The 24,957-nt window shown below is 43.4% G+C and carries 24 protein-coding genes, 1 other RNA gene and 1 riboswitch; of the genes, 22 read left to right on the top strand and 3 right to left on the bottom strand.

Going from position 1 to position 24,957, the window contains the following annotated elements; all coding sequences use genetic code 11:
- Positions 1–74 precede the first annotated feature (74 nt).
- The 4 genes from ACY8DX_RS12785 to rnpB all read left to right on the top strand — a co-directional run bounded on the left by ACY8DX_RS12785 (position 75) and on the right by rnpB (position 1,900).
- A complete protein-coding gene (locus ACY8DX_RS12785) occupies positions 75–446 on the top strand; it encodes a CotD family spore coat protein (RefSeq protein WP_197089917.1) in 372 nt (123 codons plus the stop codon).
- A gap of 72 nt (positions 447–518) precedes the next feature.
- Positions 519–1,073, top strand: coding sequence for an SLOG family protein (locus ACY8DX_RS12780; RefSeq protein WP_462405333.1), 555 nt, complete (start codon positions 519–521; stop codon positions 1,071–1,073).
- A 72-nt stretch (positions 1,074–1,145) separates the two neighbouring features.
- Positions 1,146–1,457: a cell division regulator GpsB gene (gene gpsB / locus ACY8DX_RS12775; RefSeq protein ID WP_049670604.1), complete on the top strand. Its 312-nt coding sequence runs from the start codon at positions 1,146–1,148 to the stop codon at positions 1,455–1,457.
- A gap of 65 nt (positions 1,458–1,522) precedes the next feature.
- Positions 1,523–1,900, top strand: an RNA gene (gene rnpB, locus ACY8DX_RS12770) — RNase P RNA component class B.
- A gap of 110 nt (positions 1,901–2,010) precedes the next feature.
- Here rnpB and ACY8DX_RS12765 read toward each other — a convergent pair.
- A complete protein-coding gene (locus ACY8DX_RS12765) occupies positions 2,011–3,264 on the bottom strand; it encodes an MDR family MFS transporter (protein ID WP_462405332.1) in 1,254 nt (417 codons plus the stop codon).
- Positions 3,265–3,367: 103 nt separating this feature from the next.
- Between ACY8DX_RS12765 and ACY8DX_RS12760 the strand changes: the two genes are divergently transcribed.
- From ACY8DX_RS12760 to ACY8DX_RS12725, 8 genes are all read left to right on the top strand, one after another.
- Entirely contained in the window at positions 3,368–5,014 is a 1,647-nt protein-coding gene (locus tag ACY8DX_RS12760) for an ABC transporter substrate-binding protein (protein ID WP_462405331.1), read from the top strand.
- Between the two features lie 98 nt (positions 5,015–5,112).
- Positions 5,113–6,267 (top strand): THUMP domain-containing class I SAM-dependent RNA methyltransferase, encoded by a 1,155-nt coding sequence (locus ACY8DX_RS12755; protein ID WP_439802307.1) that lies wholly within the window; start codon positions 5,113–5,115, stop codon positions 6,265–6,267.
- A gap of 432 nt (positions 6,268–6,699) precedes the next feature.
- Entirely contained in the window at positions 6,700–7,125 is a 426-nt protein-coding gene (locus ACY8DX_RS12750; protein ID WP_462405330.1) for a hypothetical protein, read from the top strand.
- 155 nt (positions 7,126–7,280) lie between these two features.
- Complete coding sequence (locus tag ACY8DX_RS12745) at positions 7,281–8,735, top strand: carboxypeptidase M32 (RefSeq protein WP_049672849.1); 1,455 nt, start codon at positions 7,281–7,283, stop codon at positions 8,733–8,735.
- A 29-nt stretch (positions 8,736–8,764) separates the two neighbouring features.
- On the top strand, positions 8,765–8,950 hold the full coding sequence (locus ACY8DX_RS12740; RefSeq protein WP_462405329.1) for a hypothetical protein: 186 nt from the start codon (positions 8,765–8,767) through the stop codon (positions 8,948–8,950).
- An 85-nt stretch (positions 8,951–9,035) separates the two neighbouring features.
- A riboswitch (purine riboswitch) is annotated at positions 9,036–9,153 on the top strand.
- 151 nt (positions 9,154–9,304) lie between these two features.
- Positions 9,305–9,901: a xanthine phosphoribosyltransferase gene (locus tag ACY8DX_RS12735; protein ID WP_049670610.1), complete on the top strand. Its 597-nt coding sequence runs from the start codon at positions 9,305–9,307 to the stop codon at positions 9,899–9,901.
- A complete protein-coding gene (locus ACY8DX_RS12730; RefSeq protein ID WP_049670611.1) occupies positions 9,891–11,204 on the top strand; it encodes a nucleobase:cation symporter-2 family protein in 1,314 nt (437 codons plus the stop codon). Before ACY8DX_RS12735 ends, ACY8DX_RS12730 begins: the two co-directional genes overlap by 11 nt.
- A 326-nt stretch (positions 11,205–11,530) precedes the next feature.
- Complete coding sequence (locus ACY8DX_RS12725) at positions 11,531–12,892, top strand: IS1182 family transposase (RefSeq protein WP_462406939.1); 1,362 nt, start codon at positions 11,531–11,533, stop codon at positions 12,890–12,892.
- 132 nt (positions 12,893–13,024) lie between these two features.
- On the opposite strand, the gene ACY8DX_RS12720 is transcribed toward ACY8DX_RS12725, so the two are convergent.
- Positions 13,025–13,204, bottom strand: a complete 180-nt coding sequence (locus tag ACY8DX_RS12720; RefSeq protein WP_049670612.1) for a DUF8096 family protein — start codon at positions 13,202–13,204, stop codon at positions 13,025–13,027.
- 152 nt (positions 13,205–13,356) lie between these two features.
- Here ACY8DX_RS12720 and ACY8DX_RS12715 point away from each other — a divergent pair, with 152 nt between their 5' ends.
- From ACY8DX_RS12715 to ACY8DX_RS12680, 8 genes are all read left to right on the top strand, one after another.
- Positions 13,357–14,433 (top strand): LacI family DNA-binding transcriptional regulator, encoded by a 1,077-nt coding sequence (locus ACY8DX_RS12715; RefSeq protein ID WP_462405328.1) that lies wholly within the window; start codon positions 13,357–13,359, stop codon positions 14,431–14,433.
- A gap of 162 nt (positions 14,434–14,595) precedes the next feature.
- Positions 14,596–15,870, top strand: coding sequence for a galactooligosaccharide ABC transporter substrate-binding protein GanS (locus ACY8DX_RS12710; protein WP_462405327.1), 1,275 nt, complete (start codon positions 14,596–14,598; stop codon positions 15,868–15,870).
- Between the two features lie 74 nt (positions 15,871–15,944).
- A complete protein-coding gene (locus tag ACY8DX_RS12705) occupies positions 15,945–17,243 on the top strand; it encodes an ABC transporter permease subunit (protein ID WP_462405326.1) in 1,299 nt (432 codons plus the stop codon).
- Between the two features lie 3 nt (positions 17,244–17,246).
- Positions 17,247–18,086 carry a galactooligosaccharide ABC transporter permease GanQ gene (locus ACY8DX_RS12700; protein ID WP_462405325.1) on the top strand — a complete coding sequence of 280 codons (840 nt, stop codon included), beginning with the start codon at positions 17,247–17,249 and terminating at the stop codon, positions 18,084–18,086.
- Between the two features lie 25 nt (positions 18,087–18,111).
- Positions 18,112–20,175: a beta-galactosidase gene (locus ACY8DX_RS12695; protein WP_462405324.1), complete on the top strand. Its 2,064-nt coding sequence runs from the start codon at positions 18,112–18,114 to the stop codon at positions 20,173–20,175.
- A gap of 738 nt (positions 20,176–20,913) precedes the next feature.
- On the top strand, positions 20,914–21,933 hold the full coding sequence (gene desA, locus ACY8DX_RS12690; RefSeq protein ID WP_049670613.1) for a Delta(5) desaturase DesA: 1,020 nt from the start codon (positions 20,914–20,916) through the stop codon (positions 21,931–21,933).
- 66 nt (positions 21,934–21,999) lie between these two features.
- Entirely contained in the window at positions 22,000–23,139 is a 1,140-nt protein-coding gene (locus ACY8DX_RS12685; RefSeq protein WP_462405323.1) for a sensor histidine kinase, read from the top strand.
- Positions 23,136–23,735, top strand: a complete 600-nt coding sequence (locus ACY8DX_RS12680) for a response regulator transcription factor (RefSeq protein ID WP_049670615.1) — start codon at positions 23,136–23,138, stop codon at positions 23,733–23,735. Before ACY8DX_RS12685 ends, ACY8DX_RS12680 begins: the two co-directional genes overlap by 4 nt.
- 31 nt (positions 23,736–23,766) lie before the next feature.
- Here ACY8DX_RS12680 and ACY8DX_RS12675 read toward each other — a convergent pair whose 3' ends face one another.
- A complete protein-coding gene (locus ACY8DX_RS12675) occupies positions 23,767–23,895 on the bottom strand; it encodes a hypothetical protein (protein ID WP_269431778.1) in 129 nt (42 codons plus the stop codon).
- Positions 23,896–24,217: 322 nt separating this feature from the next.
- On the opposite strand from ACY8DX_RS12675, the gene ACY8DX_RS12670 reads away from it, so the two are divergent.
- Complete coding sequence (locus ACY8DX_RS12670; RefSeq protein WP_462405322.1) at positions 24,218–24,649, top strand: VOC family protein; 432 nt, start codon at positions 24,218–24,220, stop codon at positions 24,647–24,649.
- A gap of 97 nt (positions 24,650–24,746) precedes the next feature.
- Positions 24,747–24,875, top strand: coding sequence for a hypothetical protein (locus ACY8DX_RS12665; protein ID WP_269431779.1), 129 nt, complete (start codon positions 24,747–24,749; stop codon positions 24,873–24,875).
- Positions 24,876–24,957: the final 82 nt, after the last annotated feature.

Below are 24,957 nucleotides of genomic sequence, written 5' to 3'. Positions count from 1 at the left end.
GGTGCAAAGCATACATGTCCCTCATACCTTATTAATGTAAGTACAACAGGATGATGAGAGGAGAGAATAAGTCTATGTATGGTCATCATAATTTCTGCGGTCCCATTTCGGTGCCGGGTTGCAATCAAACACAAGTTTGCCCGCCTGTTTGCCATGAACCTATTCAATTCGTGAAGGAAAATTGTTATACCGTTATCGTGCCGCATGTCCACCCTGTGCAAACATTGGAAGTGAATAATCACGTCTTTCAACATGAACATATGTACCCGCATTCTTATCAATGTGCGGACCCTGTATTTAACCAAGAAATCCAATGCGGTGCTCCATGCCCGCCAGCACCAGGGTGCGGTCCGTCAATGCACGGCGGTCCTATGTTTGGAGGACCAATGCACGGTGGTCCATCCCACCATGGTCATGGCCACCACGGCCATGGGTTTGGCTGCTAAAAAAGGAAAGGGGCTAATGCCTCTTCCTTTCTTTAATGAAATCATTTAGGATAAGCATCGGGAAGTGAAAAAATGGGTAAAGTAGTATTTGTAACCGGATATAAAGCCTATGAACTTGGGATATACGACCAAAGACACCAAGGGATTCCATACATAAAGAAAGCCATTAAAGCTCGTTTGCTGGACATGCTGGATCAAGACTTGGAATGGGTCTTAATCACGGGGCAGCCAGGCGTGGAACTTTGGGCCGCCAATGTGGTGTTCGATTTGCAGGAGGAATATCCTGAGCTTAAGCTTGGTGTGCTGCTTCCTTTTTTGAATCAGGAGGAGAATTGGAAAGAGGGCGTAAAGGAACAATATGAAGAGGTATTGCTTCAGGCGGATTATGTAGAGGCTATTTCTAAGAAGCCGTATGAGGGGCCTTGGCAGCTGAAGCTTCGTAATCAATTCCTGATTGACAAGAGTGATCAGATGCTCATCCTCTATGAAGAGGAAAAGGATGGAAGCCCGAAATACAGCTGGATGGAGGCCAAAAAAAAGCAGGATAAAAAAGATTATCCGATTTTCCAAATCACCTTTTGGGACCTTGAAAGCTTGATTGAAGAAGAGCAATGGCAAGATTATTAAAAGGTAAATTGACAAACAGCACTTTTTTTGAAAAAATAAAAGTATTAGTCGTAGGAATTTGAGGTGAAGAAAATGCTCTCAGATAAAACCAAGTTGACAGCAAAAGATATCCTGGAGAAAGAATTCAAGACAGGGGTCAGAGGCTACAAGCAAGAAGAGGTAGATCAGTATCTCGATTTGATCATCAAGGATTACGAAGTCATGCACCAGGAATATGAGCTTCTTTTGCAAGAAAACATGAAACTGAAGAAGCAATTGGAGGATCAGCCTAAAAAGACTGTTCAACCGGTGCAGCAAACACCTGCGGGTACAACCAATTTTGATATTTTAAAACGCCTATCCAATCTGGAAAAGCATGTTTTTGGAAGCAAACTGTACGAGTAATAACTTCCAATGCAATTTTGGTTGCAATGTGTGGTTTTTGAAGCTATAATAACTTTTATGCGATAACGTCTGGGTAATCGCTGCAATGCAAATTGTAGAGGAAAGTCCATGCTCGCACAGGCTGAGATGCCTGTAGTGTTCGTGCCTAGCCCAATAAGCTAGGGCAGCCTGTTTCAGGCTGACGGCCGGGAAAGCACCTAAGTCTTTGTGATATGGTGCCGGTACCTATAAAAGTGCCACAGTGACGGAGTCTTTCTGGAAACAGGAAGGGTGGAACGAGGTAAACCCCGCGAGCGAGAAACCCAAATTTGGTAGGGGCGCCTTTCCTAAGGAAATGAACGATGGGAAAGGGCAGATTATATCTGAAGATAGATGATTGCCGCCGGAGTACGAGATTCTTCCAATCGATTGCAGTACGAAGGAACAGAACATGGCTTACAGGACGTTATCTAGGAAGCATAATGAATGAACATTGAAGAGCCTAAGGGCTTATGAAAGAATAAAGAAGCCGCCGACTTTCGCAATGAAAGTCGGCGGCTTCTTTTATGTTGATTTAATAACTTGTCTTTACAGCTCCTGTCTCTTTAACCAAAGCCTTTTTGCTGTACAAGGCGAGGTAGAGGAGGAGTGTGCCCGCTGTGACAATCAATCCCACATAGACGGACATCATGCTTGGAATTAGATAGGCTCCAAGTATGATAGAGAACCGTGCCATGAGTTCAGCACCATTATAAGCTGCTCCGGCAAAGGCGGAATAAGAGCCACGCTTGTCTGCAGGAATCATATTCGCTTGCTCGGTCGTATAGACAGGCGAATACAATAGTTCACCAATGGTAGCCACAAAACCGAATAGCAACAGTACATACCAGGTATCAGCAGCTGTGATCACTGCATAACCGGTACCATAAATAATCAGACCAGTAATTAAGACAGATTTATTCGAAAACCGGCTCGCCATCTTTGTCACAAAGAAGGTCAAGAGAACGACGGAAACCATATTAAGGATGTTTAACATGCTGAGCATGTGGACCCCCTGTGCCGTAAACCCGAAGATGTTCACAGGATTAAAGTTTTCAGCAAGCCGGACGCCGATATAACTGTTCAGTGAGAATTCTGCCGAGAGAATAAGTGTGAAGCCGAGGACCAGCTTCACATACTGTCGGTCTGCTAAAGCAACCTGATAATTATCAATGATGTCCAAGAATAGATTCTTTCCGCTCTTGCTTTGAACATGCGTATGATTGTCAATGAGCCAAAAATGATAAGCGATGACAATCATGAACGAAATGAAGGATAAGACCATAAATAATTCCTTTTGATAATGCAAGTAGAAGAGCCCGCCCATTGCGGCACCGATAGCCATGGAAAGATTAACTTGCCAGTAATCGATGGCGTAGACGGCCCGTCGGTTCTCAGGGGTGGTAGAATCCATAATAATCGCTTGCATACATGGACGGCCAAGACTGCTTGTGATCAAGAATCCAATATAGGCAGCAGCGAAGAGAATGACCCAATCATCCTTAGGCATAAGACTGACTGTCATGCCGAGGAACATAAGAGTGCTTAAGGATGAAGTGATAAGCAGCACCTTTTTCCGTTTAAATCGGTCAGAAATATAGCCGCCCATCAAATTAGCCGCAAAGGTAATCATCACGGTGAAAATCAAGAAGAGTCCTGCCCAAATCTTATTGAGCTCCTGAGCGAAATAAAGGGCCATAAAAGGCATGACGGCACTTGATGCGGCCCGGTTAAAGAAGGATGTAATCAACCGAACCTTAATGTTTTGCGGCAATGTTTTGAAATTCATCTTGTATTCCTCCCTTCGTACGCCTTATATTAAACTAGACGAATTGTTAAGAAAATAGACAATTTTAGAAATAATGTCCAGTTTTATGAGAGGGGGGATGTGTGTGGAACCGAAACTACTTACGCTTTGGCAGCATACCCGCACAGGGAAGGTCAAAATCAGTGAGCTGGCTGATTTGCTTTCCTTAAGTACGAAACAAACCACACGCTATTTACACAAATGGCATGAGGAAGGATGGCTGCACTATAAAGGAGGAACAGGTCGCGGGAGGTACTCTGAGATTACATGGCTTAAGGATGTGGAAGCGGTTTATGAGAAACGGGTACATGAGGTGATGAAGGACGGTAAGATAGAGGAATGTGCCCGTCACCTTTTATTGGATTGGTCGAGAGATTGTAAGCTTCGGCTTGTGAGTGACTTTCAAAGCCGGCTCGGCTATGAGAAGGATGGAGAAGACCGTTTGATTATCCCGAGAAAGAGACCCTTCATAACGACCCATCCGCTAAAAGCGCGGGATGTCCATAGTGCCAATCTGGTTGCTAATGTCTATGATCGGCTTGTATCAGTTGATGAACACAGCAGCGTACATCCTGCTCTGGCGCATAGCTGGGAGCTGAATGATGCCAGGCTGCGTCTCTATCTGCGGAAAGGTGTAAAGTTCCATGACGGTTCCCCCATGTCAGCGGAGGATGTATGTGACTGTCTTAGGAAGATGAGTCAGCATCCATTTTATGAAAGGATGTGGGCGCCTGTCTCAGCAATCAAGGCAAGAAGTCCCTATGTGATAGACCTTGAATTTCGCTATCCATGCCACTACGCTCTTCATCTCCTTGGAATCATGGCCGCGAGCATTTATAAAGAAGCTGGAGGGAGTCTATACGGAACAGGCAGCTTCTCTATTGTCAGAAATGATGACACAAAGACGTTGCTGCATGCGTTTCAGGAATATTATAAGGAACGTGCCTTTTTAGATGAAATTGAATATGTACAGGTGCCGAGGGATTTTGAGAATCTCTACCGGTCGTCCGCGCAATCGGAGAATTATGAGACGTATAAAGTAGACAGCGATTTTGGATTTGGGCTGATTATCATGAATAGTTATCGGGATTCGGACATTGCCCGGGATGATGTGAGACACTTTCTTCATTTTCAAGTGACAAAGCTCAGGCAGCAGCTTCGAGAGATTGATGCAAGATTGATTCCGAATGAACAAGGGTTTCTTGCAGGAATCAGTCAGCCATATGAGCTGGGAGAAATAAACTGTCCAGTCCTTCGTAAACCGCTGGTGATTCAAATGAGTGAATATAGCAGGCAGACTGCCGAACGCTTTAGAGAAATTCTTGTGAGAGCTGGATGTCCTGTTGAATTGGTACAGGTACCGTTTGCAGACACACTCGATAATGGCATCAATGACTATGGCTGCGATATCTTCTTCCATGGAGAGGTGTTTGAGATGGACCAGAAGTTCTCCTTCTTTCAGTTCCTGTTTGGCGGCACCTCTCCTCTTCAATCCGTTCTTGATGACTGTGTTGATATGGAAGCGTGGCTAAAACGGTATGCAATGACAGCTGTATCGGAGTGGATGCCCCTGCATATCGAGATGGAACGCTTTTTGATAGAAACATCACGAGCTGTTCCTCTTTATTATTCTAAGAGAAGCTTTCTGTTTACGGATGACCTCATGGATGTAGAGACCAGATATTTCGGGCATGCTGATTTCTCCAAGCTGTGGATGAAGCCAAGCTTCTAAAAGATCGATTTCTTTTTTCCTCGATAAGGTTTGCAATAGGCGGGGGGTAGTTGTATCATTAAAGGCGCAAACGGATAGTAAATGAATAGGGTGAAATTATGAAAATGACATTAATCGCGACGGCCGCTATGGGGCTTGAAGCGTTAGTTGCGCAGGAAGTGCGCGACTTAGGATATGAATGCACAGTAGAAAATGGACGGGTCCTCTTTGAAGGGGATGAAACCGCCATTGCGAGAGCGAATATGTGGCTCCGGACAGCTGACAGGGTGAAGATCCTTGTTGGCGAGTTCAAGGCGTACACATTCGATGAGCTATTTGAGAAAACAAAGAAGCTCCCATGGGAGAATTATTTAGATGAAACAGCTGAATTCCCTGTCCTTGGGAAATCGGTTAAGTCCAAATTATTCAGCGTATCAGATTGCCAGGCTATCGTAAAGAAAGCGATTGTTGAACGCATGAAAAAAGCGTATAAAAAGGACGGCTGGCTTGATGAAAATGGGCCATTGTACCGAATTGAGGTTGGACTATTGAAAGACCGTGCTACGCTTACGATTGATACGACTGGACCGCAGGCACTTCATAAGAGGGGCTACCGGACCGGACAAGGGGAGGCGCCTCTGAAAGAGACCTTGGCTGCAGCACTAGTAAAACTCACGAACTGGACACCAGATCGCCCGCTTGTTGATCCATTCTGCGGCTCAGGTACCATCGCGATTGAAGCGGCCATGATTGGCCAGAATATCGCACCTGGATTTAACCGTGAATTCGTGTCTGAAACATGGCCGATGATCGATTCAAGCATATGGGATAAGGTCCGTGATGAAGCGGATGAACTAGCGAACTATGACCAGCCGCTTGATATCTCCGGCTATGACATTGACCACCGTATGGTTCAAATTGCGAAGGACAACGCCCTCGAGGCCGGCTTTGCTGACCTTATTGAGTTCAAGCAAATGCAGGTAAAGGACTTCACGACAACAAAGGAATATGGCGTCATTATTGGTAACCCGCCGTACGGTGAGCGATTAAGCGACCGTCCGTCTGTTGAACGCATGTATAAGGAAATGGGCGAGGTCCTCAGACCGTATGACACATGGTCTGTTTATATGATGACCTCTGATGAGAACTTCGAGCAATTCTACGGAAAGCCGGCAACGAAGAAGCGCAAGCTCTTTAACGGCTTCATCCGTACGGATTATTATCAATACTGGGGCAAGAGACCGCCTCGCAAGACAGTAACTGAAACTGAATAATGTTAATGAAACGCTGAGCCTTTGCTCAGCGTTTTTTTGTTTGTAGAAAGGGGATATCGCTCTTTAAATGATTTTCACCCATACACATACACAAGGAACAATCGCCCAAAGGCTTGTTATTTCGCCTAAACTCGAGGGATATCGCCCATACGCAGATTTGTTTGTCCGCCCATAACCCGGGAATATAGCCCATACCGGAAATCTTTCGCCCATAAATAGCAGGAAATCGCCTATAAAACAAGAAATCCTAAAGAATGCAGTAAAAATGAGGGCTTGATATATGCCGTTAGAACAAAAATGAACTGGCTGGAGGAAGAATTAACGAGAATACGAAATTTTTTCGAACTTATGGTAGAAAAACGAGTCAATAATAAAACAATCAATCTAAATTAGCTAGACGCCCATTATATAGACAAAAGGAGGATCCGTTTCTTGGAAAAGAGCCTTGCTTTTCTGTTCATCCTGCCCCTTATGCTGGCAGCCTGTATACCAAAAAACAATTCTCCATCCCTTTCAACTGAAAGGTTAACGGTCTCTATTCAGGAAAAGAGCAGTACTTTAGAAAGCTACTTGGTGGAGATTTTGACCAACGGAATTCAAAATGGACATGTAGCTTCATTGCCGCAAGCTATGTCCATCATCGTAAAAAAGGGCCAATTTGAAATGGATGTGACAATTGGAGCTGCTTATACACTGAAGATTTACCGCACAGATTATGATTCCATAGAAGGAATGTATAAGGGACTAAAAGAAGAGCCGGCAGGTGCAGGGGAGCCAGAAGACCCTTTAATCACCTATTCATTTACCGCAGAGGAGGAGATGAAATCATTGAAACTAAATATTCCTCCAAAGGATTAGAGGGAAATTCGTCTGCAATAGCGAATGATGTAAGGACATTATTTTGCAGGGAGTGCTGTCGCCATGTTGTGATAGAATTATCTGTATAGTTTTGTGAGGAGGAGAGAGCATTGAGTACACAAATAGAAAAAGAGTTTCTGGAATACATACAAACAATGGATGCCTATCGTGAGGCTTCTGCATTAATTGGCTGGGACCTGCGGACTGGTGCACCGAAAAAAACCATTGATAAAAGGAGCCAGGTAATTTCCATCCTATCGAAGGTTCATTTTGAAATGGCGACTGGAGAAAAGATGGAGAAATACTTAAAGGAGCTTGCCGATTATGACGGTGAGGAGGAAATGATTAAGGATATTGTGAAGGAATGCCGTCTTGAGTTTGGTCGCATGAGCAAAATCCCAGCTGATGAGTACAAGGAATACGTTCAGCTGCAGTCAAAGGCGGAAAGTATCTGGGAGGAAGCAAAGGACAAGGCAGATTATCAACTTTTCCGTCCATATTTAGAGCAATTGATCGAAACAAACAAGACTTTCATTCGCTATTGGGGCAAAGAGGAGCGGCCATATGATGCCCTGCTTGATATGTATGAGCCGGGCATGACGGTCGAGGTGCTTGATGAGGTATTTGGTGCCCTAAAGGCTGAAATTGTCCCGTTAGTGAAGAGAATAGCTGAATCGAAGAAAAAGCTCAACACAGACTTTATTTATAAGCATTTCGATAAGGACAATCAACGTGAATTCTGTATGAAAGCCATTAAAGAATTAGGCTATGACCTTGAGGCTGGCAGGCTGGACACAACTGTGCATCCATTTGCGACTGCTCTGAATGCGAATGATGTCCGGATTACAACGAAGTATGATGAATCCGATTTCCGGGTAGCGGTGTTCGGAACGATTCATGAATGCGGGCATGCTGTGTATGAACAGAATATTGATAAAGCGTTAGAGGGTACACCTCTATGCACAGGGACATCGATGGGTATCCATGAATCCCAGTCCCTCTTCTTCGAAAACTTTATCGGCCGCAACAAACATTTCTGGTTAAGTCATTACAATCAATTGACACAAGCCTCACCAGAGCAATTTGACAAGATTGATTTAGACACATTCTATGAAGCGATTAATGAATCAAAACCGTCGTTAATTCGTGTGGAAGCCGACGAACTTACCTATGCCTTGCATATTATGATTCGCTATGAGCTTGAGAAAATGATCTTTAATGGCGAAGTATCTGTCGAAGAGCTTCCTAAGCTTTGGAATGATAAATACGAGGAATACTTAGGTATCAGACCTGAGCATGACGGGGAAGGGATTCTCCAGGATGTGCATTGGGCAGGGGGGATGTTCGGTTACTTCCCATCCTATGCGCTTGGATATATGTATGCTGCACAGCTGAAGGCGGCTATGCTGAAGGAAATTCCGGAGTTTGACGAACTTCTTGAACAAGGAAATCTCGAACCAATCAAGGGCTGGCTGACAAAACATGTGCACCAATTCGGGAAAAGAAAAACGCCAAAGGAAATCATTCAGCTGGCGACAGGCGAAGATTTAAACCCTCAATATTTGGTGGAGTATCTTAAGCAAAAATACGAAACGATTTATGAACTGTAAACAAACGTTCAATGGGAGGACTGTTGAGTTTGTTTGAAGTAAGATATTTTCTGGTTTTCGTCATGCTGTTCATGATCATGACAGGCTATTATTTACTTAACGCAGCTTATGCTGGATATATGCCAGAGCGTGCACAGATTCGTTCAATCATCCTGAACGCGGCAGCATTGATAGTTGTTTTGCTTACTATATTAGTCATTACCGTATTTATGTGAAAAGGATTTGCATGATTTTTCCTGTGAATTATCTGGCGAAAAATACTTCCCATTCCGGTAAAAGATTGCTATAATTCAATTCATATTCAAAAAACGACATTGCACTCATATAATCGCAGGGATATGGCCTGCAAGTATCTACCGGATTACCAGTGCGCATAGGGCGCCAAAATAATCTGACTATGAGTGGGAACAGCTGGCATTGATTTGATTTGCCTATAGATTGACAGTCCCATATGTTTATAGGACCTGTGAATTGTTGTGTTACCCACTTTTAGGTACGCAGCAGTTCATGGGTCCTTTTTGTATATGATGATATGCGATTGCCTAAAGGGAAATTGGAGGAAGACGACTTTGGAAAAACTAAAAGAAAAAATCATGACAGAAGGCCAAGTGCTATCAGATGACGTCCTTAAGGTGGATACGTTTTTAAACCATCAATTGGATCCGCAATTAATGAGCGAGATTGGGAAAGAGTTCGCTAAACGATTTAAGGGAATGGGAATTACAAAAATCGTGACGATTGAATCCTCCGGTATTGCTCCTTCCGTAATGGCAGGACTTGAATTACAGATTCCAGTTCTGTTCGCGCGTAAGAAGAAGTCACTAACCTTGCAGGATGATTTGTATACAGCATCCGTCTATTCCTTCACTAAGCAAGAAGAGAATCAAATTTGCATCGGGCGTAAATTCCTGAATAAAGAAGATACCGTACTTATTATTGATGACTTTTTGGCAAAAGGTCAGGCGGCTCTCGGTCTTGTTGACCTTGTTAAGCAGGCTGGTGCGAAGATTGCCGGGATTGGCATCGTCATTGAGAAGGAATTCCAGGACGGAGGAGCAAATCTTCGTAAGAAAGGCTATCGCGTTGAATCGCTCGCTAGAATTGAATCGCTTGAAGGTGGAATGGTAACCTTCAAGAAAGAGGAGGAACTCATCCATGAAGGCTAATAAATGGCAAACAGCGTCACTTGGCTTGCAGCACGTGCTCGCGATGTACGCAGGTGCGGTTATTGTTCCTTTGATTGTCGGTGGCGGCATCGGACTGACACCTGAACAGCTCACTCACCTTGTGTCTATTGATATCTTAATGTGCGGAATTGCCACATTGCTGCAAGTATGGAAGAATCGATTCTTTGGAATTGGCCTCCCGGTTGTTCTAGGTTGTACATTTACAGCAGTAGGGCCTATGATTGCGATTGGCGGGGATTATGGTATTCCAGCCATTTACGGAGCAATTTTGGCATCTGGATTATTTGTTATCTTAATTAGTAAGTATTTCAGTAAACTATTAGCTTTCTTCCCGCCGGTGGTAACCGGATCTGTTGTCACAATCATTGGTATGACCTTGATTCCTACTGCCATGAATAATATGGCTGGGGGACAAGGGGCAAGTGATTTTGGTTCAATTTCTAACATATTGCTCGCTTTTGGTACATTGCTGTTCATTGTTATTTTATATAAATTTTCTACTGGTTTTATAAGAGCAATCTCTATTTTGCTTGGTTTGATTGCAGGCTCCGTTGCCGCGGCATTCATGGGCAAGGTGGATATTCAAGCAATTCTCGATGCGGACGTATTATTAACGCCACAGCCATTCTATTTCGGGATGCCGTCCTTTGAATTAATCCCCGTCTTAACGATGATTCTGGTCGCAATGGTCAGCCTTGTTGAATCAACAGGGGTATATCTGGCTCTTTCAGATATTTGTGAAGAGAAATTAGAGGAGAAGGATTTCGCAAAAGGCTACAGAGCAGAAGGGCTGGCAATTGTTCTAGGAGGTATCTTCAACTCGCTGCCTTATACGACCTACTCCCAAAACGTTGGTTTAATTCAAATGTCCGGCGTTCGCTCTAAAAATGTCATTTACACAGCCGGTGCGTTCTTGGTCATCCTTGGCTTCAGCCCGAAAATTGCTGCATTGACAACGGTCATTCCAAGTGCCGTTCTTGGCGGTGCGATGGTGGCGATGTTCGGTATGGTATTATCAGCGGGCATCAAAATGCTAAGTAAGGTTGATCTTCATTCCCAGGAGAATCTCTTGATTATCGCTTGTGCATGCGGCCTTGGCCTTGGTGTTTCAGTCGTACCTGAAATGTTCCAAAACCTGCCTTCAGGCTTACGCATTCTTACAGAGAACGGGATTGTCGCAGGCGGCCTGACAGCAATCGCTCTTAACCTCATCTTTAATGTATTTGGCAAGAAAGCGAAGGAAGGCCAAATGATTCAACGGAAAGAAGAAATGGCTTCGTAAAACGTAAAAAAGATGGTTCCTCATAGGAACCATCTCAGACTGTAGACAAAATCCATTAAGGGTTTGGTCTACAGTTTTTTTATACTCTTGCATCCCATATGGACGTGAAAGCTATTTTCGGCAGAATGGACTCGCTTTCCGTGGGGGAAGCGCTGAGCCAGCTCGCCTTCGGCAAGAGCTGTCATCAGCCTGCCTCCTTCTCCCACAGGAGTCTCGCCCATTCTGCCAAAAATAGATGTCTGCGCTTCATAATAATTAGCACATACAAAACAGATTTTTCCTCATTTTGGTATAATGAGTTAACGATTCTTATCGAAGGTGATGACATGTTAACCAAATATACCCCTAAAAACCGCGAACAATTAGAAATGATTACATTAGATCAACTCGTACCTGAGAACCATTTGGTTCGGAAAGTCGAAGCCACCATTGATTTCTCCTTCATTTACTCATTAGTCGAGGATGCTTATTCGGCTGAACGAGGTCGCCCCAGTATTGATCCTGTTGTTCTCATTAAAATGACCTTTATCCAGTACATGTTCGGTATTCGTTCCATGCGTAAAACAATTGAAGAGATTGAAACCAACCTGGCGTATCGCTGGTTTCTGGGATTTGGTTTTCATGATAAGGTTCCTCACTTTTCTACCTTCGGTAAAAACTACGAGCGTCGTTTTAAGGACACCGATTTATTTGAACAGATTTTCTGTGAAATTCTGCATCAGGCAGCGAACAAAAAGCTCATCAAACCAGAACATGTATTTATTGATTCTACCCATGTGAAGGCAAGCGCTAACAAACGTAAGTTTGAGAAAAAGGTTGTTCGCAAAGAAACGAAAGCCTATCAGGAACGATTGAATCTAGAAATCAATCGTGACCGCGAAGAACATGGAAAGAAGCCGTTTCCTCCAGATAAATTCGAAAAAGAAGAGAGGAAAGAAATCAAAGAGAGTACGACCGATCCGGATAGTGGGTACTATGTCAAAGATGAGCGAACCAAGCAGTTTGCCTATTCGTTTCACGCAGCCTCCGACCGCAATGGATTTGTCCTGGGGACCATCGTGACACCAGGGAATATTCATGACAGTACCATGTTTGAACCGTTGATGGAAAAGGTTATGGAGAACACCGGAAGACCAAGCGCTGTAGCCGCTGATGCTGGATATAAGACCCCGGCCATTGCCCAATACCTGCTGGAAAAGGAAATTCGCCCTGCTTTCCCTTATACAAGGCCTAAAACGAAAGATGGCTTCTTGAAAAAGACCGAGTTTATCTACGATGAATATTACGACTGCTATCTTTGTCCGAGAGGACAAGAGTTACCTTATCGTACGACAACAAAAGAAGGTTACCGTCAGTATGTATCCAATCCCCTGCACTGTAAGGACTGTCCATTTCTATCCCGTTGCACTCAAAGCAAAAATCATCAGAAGGTGATTCAACGCCATGTATGGGAGGAACACATGGAGGAAGCTGACCACCTTCGTCATACAGAAGAGAATAAAATCATCTATGCAAGGCGCAAAGAGACAATCGAACGAGTCTTTGCCGATGCAAAGGAAAAGCATGGAATGCGGTGGACAACCCTTAGGGGAATTGAAAAATTGTCCATGCAGGCGATGCTTACTTTTGCTGCCATGAACCTGAAGAAGATGGCCAATTGGCTGTGGAAAACGCCAAAAATGGCCTAAAAAAAAGAGCAGGAGAGGTCTGTCTTGGGGGGAAATAGCAAAAAATCAAAAAATGGACTGAGAATAAAAGAATTCTCAGTCCATTTTGTCGACAGTCTGAGATGGTTCCTCATAGGAACCATCTTTTTGTGCTTATATCGACTTCTTCATCCCGCACTTGCGGCATTCCCGAAGAAATACCATATCCTTCACGGAGCTTTTAAAATGCGTATTTCCGCAATTATCGCATCGACCGGCTATTTTATCCGGAAGCTCCTTATATGTATAGATTTTATCGAGATCATATTGCTGCTGTTGTTCTTGTTCTTCCACTGTCAATCACCCTCATGCTTGTTTGGTCTCCATCTATTATATCAAAAAAACCTTACACTTATGAAAAATGTAATCGGTATAAAATTTAGTAAACATGTTTACTATAAAGGGTGTATCCTGATTGTTTTAATGCTATAATAGGGGAAAACAGTTTGAAATACAGTGAAAATTGTCTACTATTTACGTATACATACAAAAAAAGCCATAAGGGAGTGGGGGAATTGGCAACAATTCGCGAAATTGCAAAGAGAGTGGGGGTATCTCCTGCGACCGTATCAGGGGTATTGAGCAATAATCCAAAGTTATCAGTTTCGGATGAAACGAGGAATAGAATCATTCATACGGCTAAAAACATGAATTATAAGAAAAAGGTGTCAAAGCCGCTCATGACGAAGATTGCCTTTTTATATTGGATAACTGAAATTACCGAGCTTGAGGATGTGTATTTCAAGACGATGCGTCTTGCTGTGGAAAATCAGGTGGAGAAGCGGCAGATTGAACTTGTCCGAGTGACGCCAGAGGAAGGGATAGAGGCCGTGCCAGCTGATATAGAAGGGGCTATTGCGATCGGGGCATTCACGAGAAGCGAGCTTGATCATCTGCAGAAGCTCACGCCGAACGTAGTTTTCATTGATACGTCGCCTAATGATGATGTCTTTGATTCCGTCCTGCCTGATGTGGAGAAATTCACGCGCAAAATCATCCAATTCTTTGTTAAGGAAGGGCATACCAAGATAGGGATGCTCGGGATGTACGATGTGGATAAAGACAGCGGCATCTTCAAAAAGGACCCAAGGGAAAAAGCCTTCCGTCAAGAGATGGAGGAGCACGGAATGTTAAACGAGGCCTATATATTCATTCGTAAGAACGCCGCGCTTAAGGAAGGGTATAATGGGATGCTCGAAGCGATTGAACAGCTTGGCGATGATTTGCCTACCGCCTTTTTCATTGCTACGGATGCACTTGCAATCGGCGCGCTCCAGGCATTGAATGAGCGGGACGTGAAAGTGCCAAACCGGGTGAGTGTTTTCAGCATAAATAATATACAGATTGCCAGTTATGTTTCGCCACCGCTTACAACCTATCATATTTGCGGGGAAGAGCTGGTGAACATCGCGTTTGAGATGTTAAATGAAAAGATGGCGAGTGGGAGGGAAATGCCGCTTAAGGTATTAATGTCCTCTCATCCTGTCTTCCGAAAAAGTACATTGCTGCAAGATGGAATTTAATCATATGCCTGCAAGTTATTATGCTTGCAGGCTATTTTTTATTTTGTGTGTATTCTGAAAATAATTAAATTTTTAACTATATTTGTTTACTAAACAAATGCTCTGTGTTATTTTTGTTTTAGAAAGCGTTTTCGCTTCCATTTTTGATAGGGGGTTACAAACATGTTTACTAAAAAGATCATGGGTATTTCAGCGACCATTCTGGGCCTATCCGTTGCACTTGCTGCCTGCGGTCCTGACTCAGACTCAAGCTCGGGCTCGGGTACATCTGAAGAAAAGAAAGAGCTCCTCGTTTGGGAAGATGTTAGCAAAACACAGGGGATTGAAGATGCGGTAAAGAAATTCGAAGAAGAGTACGATGTCAAAGTAACCGTTAAAGAGATGGCTTATGCTGACCAAATAGAAGCATTGCGCTTGGATGGGGCCGCTGGCACAGGTGCGGATGTTATCACAATCCCGGGAGATCAAATTGGAACAGCTGTTACAGAAGGATTATTGAAGGAATTAGATTTATCTAAGGAAGAGCAAGAGCTTTACACAGAATCAGCGATGAGCTCTCAACTTGTAGATGGAAAAGTATACGGATTGCCGAAAGCAGTTGAAACAACGGTTCTTTACTATAATAAAGACCTTATCTCAGAGGATGAACTCCCAACAGCCATTGATGAATGGTACGACTATTCAAAATTAGTGACAAAAGGCGGCAACTACGGTTTGCTCGCTCTATGGGATCAAATCTATTATGCACAAAGCTTGATTGTTCCTTATGGCGGCTACATATTTGCTCAAGATGAAAACGGAAACTATGAAACTACTAATCTTGGTCTTAATAATGAAGGCGCTGTCAAAGCCGTGACAGAGATTCGAAAATTCTATGCTGACGGCTTATTTCCATCCGGTATTATTGGTGAACAAGGAATCAATGTCCTTGACTCCCTATTCACAGAAGGAAAAGCAGCAGCGGTTATTTCAGGTCCATGGAACTTAGAACCATACAAATCAGCCGGCATTAATTACGGTGTTGTTGAATTGCCGACATTGGCTAATGGAGAGCATATGAGTGCATTCCTTGGAGTAAAGAGCTACAATGTTTCCTCTTATTCTGACAGCCCTGAGCTGGCCGAAAAATTCGTGAAGTTTATCTCTAATGAAGAAAATTCTAAAACCCGTTATGAAAAAACGCAAGAAATCCCAGCTGTAGCTTCCTTGGCTGATGATCCGGCTATCGTGGAAAATGAAGCGGCGAAAGCCGTAGCTGAGCAATCAAAATATTCCGAAGTAACCCCGAACATCGCGGAAATGGCTGAAGTTTGGACACCAATTGATGCGGCTCTTCAAACCGTAGCAACTGGAAAAGCTGAACCGAAAAAAGCTTTAGATAACGCAGTTGAAACAATCGAAGGGCAAATTGAAGCGAACCATTCAGCAAACCAATAAGACCTGTTGGTATGAAGGGAATGCAATTGAAAGGTGATTGTATTTCCTTTCATACCGATTAAGGAGTGTTTAGCATGAAAAATGACCAAAATAGCGGTGAGGCTGCAGCTGTCTCGACTATTCATCGAAAAAGAGCGGCAATCCTCTCCATTATTCCGGGTGCAGGCCAAATTTATAATAAGCAAATAGTAAAAGGAATCTTCTTCTTCGTTATCACTATTTCCTTCCTTCTTGCGTTTAAAGACCTCTTCAATATGGGATTTTGGGGCTTGTTGACCCTAGGAACAGAGGTTCCAAGAGATAATTCCGTGTTCCTTTTAGCGGAAGGAATCATTGCCGTGATTGTCGCACTGTTTGGGATCTCCATTTATTACTGGAATATCCGAGATGCCTACATAAACGGCAAAAAACGAGATGAAAACCTGCCACTTGATTCGTTAAGAGGGCATTACCGTAACTTAGTTGAGCAGGGTTATCCGTATCTTGTCAGCGGGCCGTCCCTCTTCATCTTGATTTTTGCCGTGATATTCCCGATACTATTTAGTTTTGCACTTGCCTTCACGAACTATAATCTCTACCATTCTCCACCGGCAAATTTGTTTGATTGGGTAGGTCTCGATACGTTCAAGCAAATCTTTACCGTGGATATTTGGCGCTCAACCTTCTTTGATGTTATGGGCTGGACAATCGTCTGGACAATTGTGGCATCTACCCTGCAAGTATTCATCGGGATATTGCTTGCGGTTGTCGTTAACCAGAAGAAATTGAAATTTAAAGGATTTTTCCGGACGGTTTTCATTCTTCCATGGGCTGTGCCAGGGTTCGTTACCATCTTAATCTTTGCTGGGTTGTTCAATGACAGCTTTGGTGCGATCAATAATACGATTCTTTCATTCTTCGGCATATCGCCGATTCCATGGATGACCGATGCCATGTGGTCTAAGGTTGCCTTGCTCCTTATGCAGGGATGGCTTGGTTTCCCATATATCTTTATTGTCACGACAGGTGTCCTGCAATCGATACCGGAAGATTTATATGAAGCGGCTACCGTTGACGGGGCAACAACGATGCAGAAGTTTAGGAAGATTACTCTGCCATTATTGCTGTTTTCTATTTCGCCGATCATCATTACACAATATACATTTAACTTCAATAACTTTAATATCATCTACCTATTCAACGGCGGTGGACCGGCCTTGCCAGGTTCCACAGCCGGCGGTACGGATATTCTAGTTTCATGGATTTATAAATTGACGATGCAATCAAGCCAATATGCCTTAGCGGCGGCGTTGACCATACTTCTATCCATCTTTGTCATTCTGATTGCCCTTTGGCAGTTTAGACGAAGCAGTTCGTTTAAAGAGGAGGCCTAAAAGATGAAGCGTAAAATGAACAAAACATTAATCCTGGCCTATATTTTGTGTATATTTGTCACAATCATCATTGTTTATCCGCTGCTATGGACAATTGGGGCAAGCTTTAACCCGGGGAATAGCTTGATTAGTACGACGATAATCCCGAAAAACCCGACCTTGGACCATTATCGAGCGCTGTTTGACCCGTCAAGCGGAATCATGTACACGCAATGGTTCATGAATTCCATGAAAATCAGCATTATCACAATGATCATCTCGGTCTTAAGTGTCAGCTATACAGCGTATGCCTTCTCAAGATTCCGCTTTAAGGGCAGAAAGAACGGTCTGACTTTATTCTTGCTGCTACAAATGATTCCGCAGTTCTCGGCACTGATTGCCATCTTCGTTCTGGCTCAATTGCTTGGGCTAATCAACAGTCATTGGTTCCTGATCTTCATTTATGTAGGAGGGCTAATCCCGATGAATACATACTTGATGAAAGGCTATATGGATAGTATTCCTTATGACCTGGATGAGAGTGCGCGCATTGACGGGGCAAGTCATACACGTGTTTTCTGGCAGATTATCATGCCGCTTTCCCGGCCAATGATTTCTGTGGTGGCGATTAATGGATTTACGGGGCCTCTCGGAGACTTTATCTTATCAAGTACGATTCTCCGTTCGCCTGAATACTACACCCTGCCAATTGGTCTGTATAAATTGGTAAGCGACAAAATGGGAGCAAGCTACACGACATTTGCGGCAGGGGCCATTCTAATTTCCATTCCAGTTGCAATCGTCTTTATCTTGCTGCAAAAGCAATTCGTATCTGGTTTAACTGCTGGTGGTACGAAAGGTTAATAATGAGGAAAGAGAGAGGAATCTGATGGAACTTACGAATAAAACATATATCACCCAAGCAAGGGAAATGCTTCACGGGGGAGACTATAATCCGGATCAGTGGCTTGATTATCCCGAAATTATTCATGAAGATTTCCGACTCATGAAGATGGCAAAAGCAAATACATTCTCATTGGGAATTTTCGCCTGGAGCGCATTAGAGCCGGAGGAGGGTGTTTACCGGTTTGAATGGCTTGATGACATTTTCGACCGCATTGAAGCGATGGGCGGGAATATCATCCTTGCTACTCCAAGCGGTGCAAGACCTGCTTGGATGTCCCAAAAATATCCGGAAGTACTGCGTGTATCTGGGGAGCGGGTGAAACAGCTGCATGGAGGTCGTCATAATCATTGCTTCACTTCGCCTGTGTACAGGGATAAGACCGCTCAAATCAATAAACGTCTTGCGGAGCGCTACCAAGATCGTAAAGGATTATTGATGTGGCATATTTCCAATGAATATGGTGGAGAATGCCATTGTGATAAATGCCTGACAGCATTCAGGGGCTGGCTGAAAGAGAAGTACAACGGTGATTTGAAGGCATTGAATGATGCCTGGTGGGGTCCGTTCTGGAGCCATACCTTCACTGACTGGGAACAAATTGAATCTCCGTCTAAGAATGGGGAGAATACTGTCCATGGTTTGAACCTTGATTGGCGCCGTTTCGTAACGGACCAGACAATCAATTTCTATCAAAATGAAATCAGGCCGTTAAGAGAAATAACGCCGGCTGTACCGATTACAACCAATTACATGGCGGATACGTTTGATTTAATTCCATTCCAAAGCTTAAATTACGGGGAGTTCTCCAAACATCTTGATGTCATCAGCTTTGATTGTTATCCGGCCTGGCATAATGATTGGGAATCGACAGATGAACTGGCGATGAAAGTCGGCTTTATCAATGATTTATACCGTAGCATTAAGCAGCAGCCGTTCTTGATAATGGAATGCACGCCAAGCTTAGTCAATTGGCATGAGGTCAACAAGGCGAAGCGACCGGGTATGCATAGGCTATCATCTATGCAATTCATCTCTCATGGAGCGGATTCCGTCCTCTATTTCCAGTGGCGTAAATCAAGAGGCTCCTCGGAAAAGCTTCATGGAGCGGTCATTGACCATGATGGAAGCGAGAATAATCGTGTCTTCAAGGAGGTCGCAAGTGTCGGTGAAATGCTTCAACACATGCAGCCGATTGTTGGCACGAACCGCCCGGCAGAGGCAGCTATTATCTATGATTGGGAGAATAACTGGGCCCTTAATGATGCGCAAGGGTTCAATAATAAGGATAAGAAATATCCGCAAACGCTCCAGCAGCATTATCGAGCCTTTTGGGACCGTAATATCCCAGTTGACGTATGCACGCCGGATATGGATTTATCCTCTTATAAACTGGTGATTGCGCCAATGATGTATCTTATTCAGCCTGGTTTCGCGGAGAAAATCACGGAGTACGTGAAAGACGGGGGTCATTTCGTCACAACCTATATGACCGGTATGGTCAACGAGAATGATCTGACGTTCCTAGGAGGATTCCCAGGTCCGTTGAAGGATGTACTTGGGTTAACGATCACAGAAACGGATACGCTCTATCCATCTGAAATCCATCATGTGAGCTTTAACGGACGACAATATAAGGCGCATGATTATTGTGCCCAAATCACGTTAGAGACGGCAGTCGAAGAAGCATCCTATATGGATGACTTCTATGCAGGAGCTCCTGCCTTAGCGGTCAATTCGTTTGGAGCAGGTAAATCATATTTCATCGCTTCTCGTAATGAACGAGCCTTCCACACTGATTTCTATGGAAAATTAGCCGTTGAGCTAGGCCTATCTCCAGTGCTTGAGGCGAATCATGAAACAGGTGTCTCCATCCAAGCTCGTGTCTCTGAATCTGAAACCTTCTACTTTGTCATGAACTTCACAGAGGAAGAACAGAAGATTACCTTTAAAGACAAGGAAGCTGTCTTTACAGACTTAGAAACAGGAGAAGCGATAAGAGGAGAAATCGTGCTGCCGCAATACGGCTGTGCGGTATTAAGGAAATGATAGAATAATAGTTGAATCATATAGCTCCGCCTTTGTGCGGAGTTTTTTGATGTATTGATGTGTGAATGCTCCTACCATCCCTCATAAGAAGTTATCATCTTTTATGATGGTGAAAAAGCCGTCCCAAACTAATGAATAGCAGTTTTCGAATATTAATAGTCTTGCTGCTACTTCCTCATTCTTATTAACTGATCATATAATACAACGGCCTTTTCGTTATTTTGAAGACGAATAACTCTGTTATCAAACCGCTTATTAGCTCCTGAAAAATGGCTGATTGATTGCTCCATTCCGGGTATTACTTCTTGTTTGGTAAGAATGATTGGTTTGTCATTTACTTCCTAAAAGAAAACAACATAATCTTCATTAGATATTCAATCCAATGAAGTAAGTGCCTGGGGACAATGCTTTGTTCTAATCAGTGATGTGTTCATCGCGAATTTTTGTGAATTCATGTAATTGCTTTGTTGGTTCAACCACTCATCATCCCCCATTCACATATTTTTGAAGGTTCAATTTTTCCTCCGTAAGCTTGCCCAAAAGTGTAATTTTTTTGAAAAAAAGTGTATTGCTTAGTTGTGCATAATCCCCGCCACAGAAGGGTTTGACGTGTTGAGAACAGGCCTGTACATGACAAATGTCATATAGGCGCTATGACAGCTATGTCTGCCAAATCTCTGTTCCTTTTTCTATAATGTATGAAAAGAACAATCAATAAAGAATAAGGGATGGGACGATATGAAAATGAAAGAAGAGCAGCTTCGACTGCGAAAATCGATGAATCCGTATGAAAAGTCGGAAACGAAGAAGAGCGTTAAACAAATAGTGAATACGTTCGTACCTTTTATCCTCTTATGGTATATAGCTTACCTAGGTTTATCTGTTTCGGTATGGCTAATGATTCCGCCTGCCGTGGTGGCTGCAGGTTTTTTGGTGAGAATCTTTATTATCTTCCACGATTGTTGCCATAATTCCTTCTTTAAAAGCAGAAAAGCGAATGTGATTCTTGGGAATATCAGCGGAATTATGACCTTATTCCCATTTAAACAATGGCAGCACAGCCATAATGTCCATCATGCCGGCAGCGGCAACCTGGATAAGCGCGGAGTCGGGGATATGTGGATGCTGACGGTGGAGGAATATTATCAAGCGTCCAAGTGGACTCGCATCCAATATCGCTTGTACCGGAATCCACTAGTCATGTTTGGAATTGGACCCATTTATGCCTTTTTAATCAGCAATCGCTTTAATCGCAAAAATGCCGGAAAGAAGGAACGAAGGAATACGTATTTCACGAATGCGGCCATTGCAGCTATTTGGGCGTTAATGTGTTATTTAGTAGGCTGGCAAGCCTTCTTGATGATCCAAGGAATCATTTTTTATCTCTCGGGTGTTGCAGGCATTTGGCTATTCTATGTCCAGCATACCTTTGAGGATTCCTATTTTGAAGAGAATGAGGATTGGGAATACGTGAAAGCGGCCGTTGAAGGAAGCTCCTATTACCAGCTTCCAAAGCTTCTTCAATGGATGACAGGGAATATTGGCTACCACCATGTGCATCATTTAAGCCCAAGGGTCCCAAATTACAAGCTCGCCGATGCTCATATGGATACGAAGCCATTGCAGCATGTACCGACCATTACGTTAATGACAAGCTTGAAATCGCTCCGATTCCGCTTATGGGATGAACAGAAGAAAAAGTTCGTCACCTTCCGTGAAGGAAAGGCTAAAATTTCTTTAAAAAGTGAAGTCATATAACTGCCATTTCCGCATGGAAATGGTACGATAAGGAAAAGGGAGACGCACTTTAAAAGAGGTTTTCACATGATCAAAAATTATATTGCCTTCTTGAAAACAAGCGGGCTTTCCCCATATGTATGGGCCATTCTTTGCATACTGCCGTTCTATTTCATTTTGCAATCGGATGCATCGAATCAATATAAAATGACGGGTATTGTCGTAACGCTGCTTTTTCTTTCCTTGTTCAGGGTTGCCTATAAAACAACTGGATGGATGAAGTATGTATGGGCGATCGTGCTGATGAGCGGTTTTACAGTTATGACCATTTTGTTTGGCTATATTTATTTTGCCTTCTTTCTTGCTTATCTGGCAGGGAATATTAAGAAGAAGGCTGATTTTATCGCCATTTATGTCCTTCTGCTGATCAGTACAGGCGTCTCGATTTATTTGGGCATCCTGCTGCATCAGGCTTTCTTCCTGAAGCAAATGCCGTTTATCATCATCACGTGGCTCAGTATTACTCTGCTCCCATTTACGATTCGAAATCGCAAAGTACTTGGGCGTTTGGAAGAAAAATTGGATGATGCCAATAAGAAAATCTCAGAATTATTGGTGGTAGAGGAGAGAGAACGGATTGCCCGTGATCTCCATGATACATTAGGGCAAAAGCTTAGTCTCATAGGGTTAAAGAGTGATCTGGCCAGAAGACTAGTTTACAAGAATCCGGAACAGGCAGCCGCAGAGCTTGTCGATGTTCAGCAGACGGCTAGGACGGCGCTGAACGAGGTACGAAAGATGGTTTCATCGATGAGGAGTATCCGTTTAAAGGATGAAATCGTGTTAGCGGAAACGATGCTGAATGCAGCTAATATCCACTTTAGCATTGATGAAAGGCAAAAATTAAAGGATATCCCGAGTTTGACGGAAAATATCCTCAGCATGTGCTTAAAGGAGTCTGTAACGAATATTGTTAAGCACAGCGGTGCAACGGAATGTCAGGTGATTTTTGAGCAAGATTGGAAGGAAACCGTTATGACAGTAAGGGATAATGGTGTCTTCAAAGGATATGAGTCCAGCCTTGACAGAGGTCATGGCCTCATGGGGATGAAAGAACGGCTGGAGTTTGTAAATGGCAGCTTTGAAATTGCTCTGAATGAAGGTACCTGCCTGATTATTAAAGTGCCGAATGAAACAAAGCAGGTTGTGAAGGAGGGGCGGGCATGATCAAGATTGTGATTGCGGAGGATCAGCAAATGATTCTTGGAGCATTTGGTTCCTTGCTGGCGCTTGAGGACGATATGGATGTGGTTGGGAAAGCATCAAATGGCGAGGAGGCACTTGCACTTGTCGCGAAGCATCAGCCAGATATTTGTTTAATGGATATTGAAATGCCGGGAATGACCGGACTTGAGGCGGCTGAAAAGCTAAAAGGGCATGGCTGCAAGGTCATTATTTTGACGACATTTGCGAGAACTGGCTATTTTCAGCGGGCACTTCAGGCTGGGGTGAGCGGCTATCTCCTTAAAGACAGCCCAAGCGAAGAACTGGCAGGCTCAATCCGTCTTGTTCATGGAGGACGAAGAATCTACGCACCTGAGCTGATAGATAGTGCCTATGCAGAAGCAAACCCGCTCACAGACCGCGAGCGGGAGGTGCTTGTTCTTGTTGCGGATGGAATGAATACGAAAGAAATTGCCGCAGAGCTGGACATTAAGACAGGCACGGTCCGCAACTATATATCAGCCATTTTCGATAAACTGGATGTGAAGAACCGGATAGAAGCCATTACACAGTCTAAGGAAAAGGGCTGGTTTAAATAGTCTTTAAGCAGCGGGCTATTTTTTTATGTAGTTATTTTTCCTTCTTTAATAACGCAATGATTTCTTTGTTTTGCTGTTTGATGCTCTTAAGGATTCGTTCCAGGTTATTTCCTGTAATGAATACGATAAGAATGAGGGCTATTCCAATTAACAAATCCACAATTATGAACTCCTTTTTATGATATGACTTTCTACTATTATATTCGTTTTTCTATTAAATGGGAACTCTGCCAAAAGCAGAGTTTTTTTTCGTCTTACTTAAAAGCTCAAATGGGATTATTTGGTATAATGGTAGAAAAGGTTAAAAGGAAGGGGGCGTATTACGGAAGAATGTCTGAAGATGAGTTTTCCTGATTTTTATGTTCTTGCCATGAAGGATATAACGAAGGAGAGCCAAGGTAAGTCCGTATTTTCACCTGAGGGGTTATGGTCGGCGTCGTATTATTATAGCAGGATGTTCAAGAAATAAGGAGGTTACTCATATGAATAAGGTGACATGTATTTGTTTAGGTGTCAGAAGTATGGAGCAATCAGTCCGGTTTTATAGGGACAAGTTAGGTTTTCAGACAAATGAGAAAAGGAATCAACCGGAAGTCATATTCTTCAACACTCCGGGGACGAAATTTGAATTATTCCCGCTCGAAGAATTGGCAAAGGATATTCGGGAATCAGACCCTCCTTCAATTGGAACGGGTTTTAACGGTATTACTCTGGCCTATAATGTGGAGCAGAAAGAGGATGTTCAGAACATCATTGAACTGGCACGTAGCGCTGGTGCGACTATCGTGAAGGAACCGCAGGATGCCTCTTGGGGCGGCTACCATGCCTATTTTGCCGATTTGGACGGATATTACTGGGAGGTTGTTTGGGGACCGAACTTCCAGTTTGATCAGAATGGAATGCTCGTTTTTTAGCCTTGAAAGATGTTCTGTGGCTGATTCCTCTAGACCTTAAATCTGGGTCCGATTGGTCAGCAAGTGCATAAGATAGATGAAAAAGGCGGAACATTCCATGAAGAAATATTATTGTCCACATTGCAGGACATTGCATGATAGGCCTATCCAATGTGATATCTGCGGCTGTGAGGAATTGAAGGAGATTTCCATTACGATTCAGCATAATGAGAAGGAAAAAGATTGAATGATTGTGAGGAAGTTGTTTTGGAAGTTTCAATTTCCATTGAAAATGATTATCACCCATGCTAAGATATAAGTATAGTGAG

The sequence above is a fragment of the Gracilibacillus sp. Marseille-QA3620 genome (genome assembly GCF_054950035.1).
This window is presented reverse-complemented; position numbering and strand designations above follow the sequence as displayed.